The organism is Hydrogenophaga sp. (assembly GCF_051007235.1).
Lineage (GTDB): Bacteria > Pseudomonadota > Gammaproteobacteria > Burkholderiales > Burkholderiaceae_C > Hydrogenophaga.
The window spans coordinates 1-8,244 of record NZ_JBPCSJ010000524.1 but is presented as its reverse complement, the minus strand read 5'-3'; the positions used below and the strand labels follow the sequence as shown (position 1 = coordinate 8,244).

At 69.8% G+C, this 8,244-nt stretch carries 7 protein-coding genes; 3 read left to right on the top strand and 4 right to left on the bottom strand.

Going from position 1 to position 8,244, the window contains the following annotated elements:
• Positions 1–474: molybdopterin dinucleotide binding domain-containing protein (locus ACR2JA_RS18565; protein ID WP_434010549.1), on the top strand; the 474-nt coding region annotated here is incomplete at its 5' end.
• Here ACR2JA_RS18565 and ACR2JA_RS18560 read toward each other — a convergent pair.
• From ACR2JA_RS18560 to ACR2JA_RS18545, 4 genes are all read right to left on the bottom strand, one after another.
• Positions 405–1,799, bottom strand: coding sequence for a sensor histidine kinase (locus ACR2JA_RS18560; protein ID WP_434010548.1), 1,395 nt, complete (start codon positions 1,797–1,799; stop codon positions 405–407). The genes ACR2JA_RS18565 and ACR2JA_RS18560 overlap by 70 nt on opposite strands.
• Positions 1,796–2,458 carry a response regulator gene (locus ACR2JA_RS18555; RefSeq protein WP_434010547.1) on the bottom strand — a complete coding sequence of 221 codons (663 nt, stop codon included), beginning with the start codon at positions 2,456–2,458 and terminating at the stop codon, positions 1,796–1,798. The genes ACR2JA_RS18560 and ACR2JA_RS18555 overlap by 4 nt, the downstream gene beginning before the upstream one ends.
• 91 nt (positions 2,459–2,549) lie before the next feature.
• A complete protein-coding gene (locus tag ACR2JA_RS18550; RefSeq protein ID WP_434010546.1) occupies positions 2,550–2,804 on the bottom strand; it encodes a hypothetical protein in 255 nt (84 codons plus the stop codon).
• Between the two features lie 145 nt (positions 2,805–2,949).
• Positions 2,950–4,788 (bottom strand): DEAD/DEAH box helicase, encoded by a 1,839-nt coding sequence (locus ACR2JA_RS18545; protein ID WP_434010545.1) that lies wholly within the window; start codon positions 4,786–4,788, stop codon positions 2,950–2,952.
• 277 nt (positions 4,789–5,065) lie between these two features.
• Between ACR2JA_RS18545 and ACR2JA_RS18540 the strand changes: the two genes are divergently transcribed.
• Both ACR2JA_RS18540 and ACR2JA_RS18535 read left to right on the top strand, forming a co-directional pair.
• Positions 5,066–7,348: a DUF1631 family protein gene (locus ACR2JA_RS18540; RefSeq protein WP_434010544.1), complete on the top strand. Its 2,283-nt coding sequence runs from the start codon at positions 5,066–5,068 to the stop codon at positions 7,346–7,348.
• A 93-nt stretch (positions 7,349–7,441) separates the two neighbouring features.
• On the top strand, positions 7,442–8,244 hold an 803-nt coding region (locus ACR2JA_RS18535), incomplete at its 3' end, for an ATP-binding cassette domain-containing protein (RefSeq protein ID WP_434010543.1).

Genomic DNA, 8,244 nt, shown 5'->3' with positions numbered 1-8,244 from the left:
GCCTTCAAGCCCGCGGCCGAGCGACCCGATGCCGACTACCCCTGGGTGCTCATCACCGGACGGCAGCTCGAACACTGGCACACCGGCAGCATGACGCGCCGCAGCCAGGTGCTGGACGCGGTCGAGCCGAACCCGACAGTGAGCCTGAGCGGCACCGAACTGCAGCGCCTGGGCCTGCAGGCGGGCGACGTGGTGACGGTGCGCTCGCGCCGCGGCAGCGTGGCGCTGCGCACCCGGCGCGACGACGGCACCCCGCCGGGCACGGTGTACATCCCTTTCGCCTACGCGGAGGCCGCGGCCAACCTGCTGACCAACCCGGCGCTCGACCCCTTCGGCAAGATCCCGGAGTTCAAGTACTGCGCGGTGCAGGTCAGCGCCGGGGGCTCGTTGCACGCAGGCGTGGGTTACGGCGGCGATGAGAGTGGCAACCGCACCCGCACGGTCAGCCCGCCGCCGGGCGTGTCGTCCAGCTGAAGCGTGCCGCCGTGCAGGGCGGCGGTTTCGCGCGCGATCGCCAGCCCCAGTCCGCTGCCCGTGGCATCGGTCTGGTTGAGCCGCACGAAGCGCTCGGTGGCGCGTGAACGGTCCGGTGCGGGGATGCCGGGGCCGTTGTCGGCAATCTCCAGCAGCAACGCGTCGGCGTCCTGGCGCAGGCTCACATCGATGCGCGAACCGGGCGGCGTGTAGCGCAGCGCGTTGTCCAGCAGGTTGTCCAGCAGGGCACGCAGGGCGGCGCGGTCTCCGACGAGGGTGGCCGCATCGGCCTGCACCACCCCCAGATCGGTGCCACGCGCGTCGGCCCCTGCGGAAAACGCCGCCACCGCCTGGCGCACCAGCGCGTCGAGCCGCACGGCTTCGTGCGTGGGCTGGCGCTGGTCGGGTTCCAGCCGCGCCAGTTGCAGCAGCTGGGCGGCCAGGTGGATGGCGCGCTCGATGCCGGCATCCAGATCGTCCAGGGCGGTCTGGCGCTCGCCCGCCTGCGCGCGACGGGCGAGCTGGGCCTGCAGCTTGATGGCCGCCAGCGGCGTGTTCAGTTCGTGTGCGGCGTCGGCCAGGAACCGGCGCTGTCCGGCCAGCAGCTGGTCCAGGCGTTCGAGCAGCTGGTTCAGCGTGTGGGCCAGCGGCGCGACCTCGTCGGGCAGGTCGTTGAGCGACACGGCGTGCAGCTCGGCCACCTCGCGCTGCCCGATGTCGCGCCGCAGCTGGTCCAGCGGCCGCAGGGCGCGCGAGACCGCTTCGTGGATCAGAACGCCCAGCAGCACCACCAGCAGCGCCATGGGCAGCAGCAGCCAGAGCACCAGCGACGCCGTGCCCTGGTTGCGGTCGTGGCGGGTCATGGCCACCTGCACGGTGCGGGTCTCGCGCGGCAAGGTGTACACGCGCCAGGTGTGATCGCCCCAGACCACGAAATGGAAGCCGGGCGGCTGCAGCGGCGGGCCATCGTCCAGCACCGATGCGTAGATCAGCTCGCCCTTGGTGCTCCAGATCTGGCTGACGAAGCGGCCCTCATCGGGCTCGCCGTCCGCCGGTGCCACCAGCGGGCTGTCCGCCTCCATCACCGCCCCGTCGCTGCCGGTGGTGTAGGTCGGCGCCGGGTCGGCCGGTGCGCGCCCGGTGGGCGCTGGCACGGGCGTCTCGTCGTGGCGCAGGACGGTGTGCGCGATCTGTTCAAGCCCGTCGTCCTGGAGCTCGTTGAAGCCCTTGAGCGCCAGGCGGTAGGTCAGCGCGCTGACGACCATTGCCGTGACCAGCAGGGCCGAGATCTGCCACAGCAGCAGGCGCGAGCGGATCGAGTTCAATGCACTTCCACCAGCTTGTAGCCCACCCCGCGGACGTTGCGGATCCAGGGCTCCACCAGTTTGCGGCGCAGGTGGTGCAGGTGCACCTCGATGGCGTTGCTCGACACCTCCTGCCCCCAGCCGTAGAGCTTGTTTTCCAGCTGTTCGATCGACAGCACGGCGCCGGGTTTCTGCATCAGCGCGTGCAGCAGGTCGAACTCGCGCGGTGACAGGGCCAGCGGCTGGTCGGCCAGCAGCACCGTGCGCTCGATCGGTCGCAGCTCCAGCCGGCCCAGGCGCAGGCTGGGGTGGGCGTGGCCCGCCTGGCGCCGGGCCAGGGCGTGGATGCGCGCCACCAGCTCGTCCAGGTCAAACGGTTTGGTGAGGTAGTCGTCGGCGCCGTGGTTCAGGCCCGCGACCCGGTCGCTCACCGCGTCGCGCGCGGTCACCATGAGCACCGGTGTGTGCTGGCGTTGCTGGCGCATGCGCTGCAGGATCTGCAGGCCGTCGATGTCGGGCAGCCCAATGTCCAGCAGCACCACGTCGTAGCCGGCCATCTCCAGAGCACTGAGCGTGTGCTGCCCGGTGCGCACCCAGTCCACCGTGAAGCCGGCCTGCGTGAGGGCCTTGTCCATGCCGGTGCCCAGCATGGTGTCGTCTTCGGCGAGCAGGAGTTTCATGGTCGGTGGCGGTGTGGGGCAGTTGTTCCTGCGATTGAAACAAAAAAAAGGCGGGATCACTCCCGCCTTTTTGGATCAGAAGCGCCTGGAATCAGGACTTCTTTTCTTCAGCCTTGACTTCTTCCTTGGCCTTCTTGGCCTTCTTGGCGTGCTTCACTTCCTTCTTGGGTGCTTCGGCCTTGGCGGCCGGAGCAGCAGCAGCGGGAGCGGCGGCCGGAGCGGCAGCGGCGGCGGGGGCAGCAGCGGCCTTGGCGGGAGCGGCCGGGGTCACGGCGGCGGTGGAGGTGGCGGCGCCAGCGGCGAACACGGTCAGGGAGGCGATCAGAGCGACGAGCAGCTTGTTCATTTCGGTTTCCTTTGGATGGAGTCCAGAGGCGGTGCCCCTGTGACGCTTCGCATTGTTCGCATCAAGACTTAGTGATCACTTAATGGTGCGGCCCAAAAAGAAAGCGGACCGAAGTCCGCTTGCTGGGATGCGTCTATGCGCGTGGTCAGCCGATGTGGCCAAAGCGGGTGCGCAGCGGGTCGGGCTGGCCGCCGTTGCCACCACCGGGCTTGCCGCCGCGGTTCTTGTTGTTGCCACCGCCGCTGCGCTTGCCGGCGCGCATCGAGTCGATGCCCGTGCGCAGCGGGTCGGGCTGGCCGCCGGGCGCAGCCGCGCGGGGGCGCGGGTCGCGAATGCGCAGGCTGCCCAGGTGGGCGTTGGCGCCGGGCTGGCGTTCGGCGCGGTCGCCGTCTTCAAAGTCGCGTTCCGGGCGCGGACCACGGTCCTGGCGCGGCGGGCGGTCGTTGCGCTGACCGGCGTTCGGGCCCTGGCCCTGTTGCGGACCCTGGGCCTGCTGGCCTTGGCCACCACCGCCGCGGCGGTTGCGGTTGCGGTTGCGGCCACCACCGCCTTCACCACGGTCGGCGCGGGGGCCCTGGCCGTTGCCAGCGCCGGCGTTGTCACGGCGCGGCGGGCGCTCCTGGCCTTCCTCGCCGCTGGCCTGCTGACCGCCGCCCTGGGGGCGCTGGCCACCACGGGCCTTGGGCTGGCCTTCGGTGGCTTTCTTCTCGCGGATGCGTGTCATCATTTCCTGGCGCGCGGCCTTGGCCGCGGCGGCCATCACGTCGCGGCTGGGCGGCTTGCCCGCGCCGCCCCAGATGGTCTGGCGGCCCATGGCGATGGGCTCGGCCTTCTCACCCGGCTCGGGCATGAACTCGGGGAAGATTTCCACCGGGATCTGCTGCTTGGTGAAGCGCTCGATGTCCATCATGAAGCCTTCTTCGTCCAGGCTCACGAGGTTGACGGCTTCACCGCTCTTGCCCGCGCGACCGGTGCGGCCGATGCGGTGCACATAGTCTTCGCTGACGTTGGGGATCTCGTAGTTCACGACGTGCGGCAGCTCGTCGATGTCGATGCCGCGGGCCGCGATGTCGGTGGCCACCAGGGCGCGGATGTCGCCGCTCTTGAAGTCGGCCAGCGCCTGGGTGCGGGCACCCTGGCTCTTGTTGCCGTGCAGCGCCATGGCCTTGATGCCGTTCTTGGTCAGGAAGTCGGCCACGTTGTTGGCGCCGAACTTGGTGCGCGTGAACACCAGCACCTGGCTCCAGTTGTGCTGGTTGATGATGTGCACCAGCAGGGCCTTCTTCTTGCCACGGCCCACCGGGTGGATCACCTGGGTGATGCGCTGCACCGTGGTGTTGCGCGGGGTCACCTGGATGCTCTGCGGGTCCTTGAGCAGGTTATTGGCCAGGTCGCGGATCTCATCGCTGAAGGTGGCCGAGAACAGCAGGCTCTGCTTGTCCTTGGGCACCAGGGCCAGCACCTTTTTCACGTCGTGGATGAAGCCCATGTCCAGCATGCGGTCGGCTTCGTCCAGCACCAGGATCTGCACCTGCGACAGGTCCAGGAAGCCCTGGCCCTGCAGGTCGAGCAGGCGGCCGGGGGTGGCCACCAGGATGTCCACGCCGCGCTTCATGGCGTTGATCTGCGGGTTCATGCCCACGCCGCCGAAGACACCGGTGGAGGTCAGCGAGAGGTGCTTGCCGTAGACGCGCACCGACTCTTCGACCTGGGCCGCCAGTTCACGCGTGGGCGTGAGCACCAGGGCGCGGATGGCGACGCCGCCGAAGCGGCTCTTGCCGCGCTCGCCCTGCGAGAGGCGGTGCAGCATGGGCAAGGTGAAGGCAGCGGTCTTGCCGGTGCCGGTCTGGGCACCGCCGAGCAGATCGCGCCCAGCCAGCACGGCGGGGATCGCCTCGGCCTGGATGGGGGTGGGGGTTTCGTAACCGTGCTCGCGCACAGCTTGCACGATGGCCGGGGCCAGGTTCAGGTCTTCAAAGTTCATTGGCAGTTGGGGCGCCCGTCCAGGGCGCTGGGGGCATCGGCCACTCCCCCAGGCAAGGTGCCAGAGGGCCAGAACGGGCAGATGGATTCAAGGATGGGCGCCACTTGGTGTGCTGTGAACGCCCCAGCGTGATCGCTGGTGCCGGGCCGACTGGAGTGCCCGAACGGGTCGTATTGTCGCACGGCTTGCAGCCTGTCTGCTCGCAGCCGCCGCTGGCCGTCTGCCGGGGCCCACTGGTCGGGGGCGATTTGATAATGGTTTTCCCCAGCGATATCCCATGTCCGCCGTCCTGCACACGCCCCAGCTGATCCGTTCCGGTGTCGCCAACGACACGGGGCGGCTGCGCCCGACGCTGCAGCACACGCTGGAGGCGGCGCTGTCGGTGGCCGACAGCATGATCGACGAACTGCTGGTGGGCCTGGCGCCCGCCTGCGACCCGGACCGCCAGGGCCCGCTGCCGCTGGGGCTGGAATTGCTGGACGAGACCCTGGTCGAGCAGCTGATCGCCAACGCCGATGCGCTCAAGCGCGACTGGCGCCGCCAGCTGCGCCAGGTGCTCTACCACGGCCAGGGCGCCGATGCCCTGGCACAGCCCACGGTGCGCTTTGACGACCTGCACCGGCTGGATGACCAGCAGATCAACGCCAGCATCGAATTCGCCACCGCCGAACAGGCCCTGCTCGCACCCACGGCCGACCTGCTGCCGCGGCTGAACGCGCTGGTGAGCAACCTCATGGGCTGGCTGACAGTGCAGCCCGACCTGAATCCGCTGCGGCCCCGCGCCTACGCGGCCGCCCTGCGGGCGCTGATGGTTCAGCATGTGCCCGACGAACCGCAGCGCCGTGCGCTGTTCGTGCCCGTGGCCAGCATGCTGGGCGAGAGCCTGCGGCAGGTCTACCGCGAACTGATCCAGTGGTTGCTGGCGCACGGCGTGGAGCCGCTGCAGGCGCCGCACGCGCGCCAGGCGCCGGACCAGCCGCCCAGCCAGGCGGTGGGCCGCACGCTGCTGACGCTGGGCCGGCTGCGCCAGTTGCTGGCCGGTGACCTGAACGCGCCGGCGTCCGGCGAGCCTGCCTTCCTGCACACGGTGCCGGCCTCGCTGACGGCGCTGGAAGACCTGGACCTGATCGAGCCGCTGCTGCAGCGGCTGCGCCAGCGCCCGGCGCGCGCCGCGGGCGAGCCCGACGCGGCCACCGCGGCCGGGGTGCCCGAGCTGCCCGAGCTGCCCGAGCTGCCGGTGGTCAGCGGCCAGCACCTGGGCCGCCTGCTGGGCCAGGAGGTGGTGCGCCTGATGCTGGAGCACCTGACGCACGACGAACGCCTGCTGCCGGCGATCCGCCAGCAGATCGGCCTGCTGGAGCCGGCGCTGATCCGCCTGTCGCAGGCCGAGCCGCGCTTCTTCAGCGACCGCCTGCACCCGGCGCGCCAACTGCTCGAAGCGCTGACCCAGCGCAGTCTGGGCTTTCAGAGCCACGCCGACGAAGGCTTTGCCGAATTGCTGCAGTCGGTCAGCGCGGCGGTGCGTTCCATCAACCGCGTCCAGGTGTCCGAAGAAATCTTTGCCCGGCTGCTCAAACGGCTGCGCCAGCGCTGGCAACAGGACGATGCCCGCAAGCTGGAGCGCCGTGCCGACGCCGCACGCGCCCTGCTGCACGCCGAGCAGCGCCAGACCCTGGCCGAACGGCTGGCGGCCGAGCACCAGCAGCGCTGGCAGGGCAAGGACGTGCCCGAGTTCGTGCAGCGCTTTCTGGCCGGCCCCTGGGCCCAGGCCGTGGCCGAGGCACGGCTGGCGCCGGCGCCCGCGGGCGAAGCGGCCGAGACCCTGGACGGCGTGGCCGACGAGCTGATCTGGAGCGTGCAGCCGGCGCTGATCCGCCGCGACGTGGACCGGCTGGGGCGCCTGGTGCCCCGCCTGGTGGGCCAGTTGCGCCAGGGGCTGGACCGCATCGGCTACCCGGTGGAGCTGACCGGGGCCTTCCTGGACGCGCTGGTGGCCTTGCACGAAAAAGCCTTTGACCTGCCCACGCTGACCCAAGTCCCGTTCGTCGAGCTGAACGACGTGGTGGCGCCCGAGCTTGCGCCTGAGGTGGCCCCGGTGGACACCGCAGCAGACCCCGCGGGTGACGCCGAACAGTCCGCTGAGGTGACCGGCCAGGCACACGAGGCGCCCCACGAAACCTTGCCCGAAACCTTCTGGATCGCCGGCCAGGCCGCGCAGGACGCTGGGTTTGTGGAGGCCGCGTCCGGCCCCATGCCGCTGGAGCCGCTGGCGCCCACCGACCTGGGCACCGGAGCCTGGGTGGACCTGAAAGTGCAGGGCGAATGGGTGCGCGCGCAGCTGACCTGGACCAGTCCGCGCGGCGGTCTTTATATGTTCATCTCGTCCAAAGGCCTGGCCCATTCCATGACCCGGCGCACGCTGGACCGCCTGCTGGGGCAGGACGCGCTGCGCCTCGTCTCCACCGGGGGCGTGGTCGAGCACGCACTGGACGCGGTGGCCCTGCAGGCGCTGCGCAACACGCAGGACCCGTCGCCAGTCACGCCGCCCGGCGATAATTGACGTTTTTGGCGCCGGCCTTCCCTGTTCCGGGAATCGTGCCGCCGGTCAGCCCCACGGGCTGCTGCGCCCCCCTTTTCACCCCCACCGACTGCCATGGCCCAATACGTTTTCTCCATGAACCGTGTCACCAAGACCGTGCCGCCCAAGCGGCAGATCTTGAAGGACGTTTCCATCAGCTTCTTCCCGGGCGCCAAGATCGGCGTGCTCGGCCTCAACGGCTCGGGCAAGTCCACGCTGCTCAAGATCATGGCCGGCATCGACAAGGAGATCGAGGGCGAAGCCATCGCCATGCCGGGCATCCAGATCGGCTACCTGCCGCAGGAACCGCAGCTCAACCCCGACCAGACCGTGCGCCAGGCGGTGGAAGAAGGCATCGGCGGTGCGCTCAAGGCCAAGGCCCGGCTGGAAGAGGTGTACGCCGCCTACGCCGAAGAGGACGCCGACTTTGATGCCCTGGCCGCCGAGCAGGCCGAGCTGGAAGCCATCATCGCCGCCAGCGGTTCGGAAAACTCCGACCTGCAGCTGGAACTGGCCGCCGACGCGCTGAACCTGCCGCCCTGGGACGCCACGATCAAGAACCTGTCGGGTGGTGAAAAGCGCCGCGTGGCCCTGTGCCGCCTGCTGCTGTCCAAGCCCGACATGCTGCTGCTCGACGAACCGACCAACCACTTGGACGCCGAGTCGGTCGAGTGGCTGGAGCACTTCCTGCAGCGCTTCCCCGGCACCGTGGTGGCCATCACCCACGATCGCTACTTCCTGGACAACGCGGCCGAGTGGATTCTCGAACTCGACCGTGGCCATGGCATTCCGTGGAAGGGCAACTATTCCTCGTGGCTCGAGCAGAAGGATGCGCGCCTGAAGCAGGAGGAATCCGGCGAGAAGGCGCGCCTGAAGGC

Excerpts from the sequence above, each read along its gene's own strand:
- ACR2JA_RS18555 (WP_434010547.1), bottom strand. The coding sequence starts at position 2,458 with ATGAAACTCCTGCTCGCCGAAGACGACACCATGCTGGGCACCGGCATG.
- ACR2JA_RS18550 (WP_434010546.1), bottom strand. The coding sequence starts at position 2,804 with ATGAACAAGCTGCTCGTCGCTCTGATCGCCTCCCTGACCGTGTTCGCC.
- ACR2JA_RS18545 (WP_434010545.1), bottom strand. The coding sequence starts at position 4,788 with ATGAACTTTGAAGACCTGAACCTGGCCCCGGCCATCGTGCAAGCTGTG.
- ACR2JA_RS18540 (WP_434010544.1), top strand. The coding sequence starts at position 5,066 with ATGTCCGCCGTCCTGCACACGCCCCAGCTGATCCGTTCCGGTGTCGCC.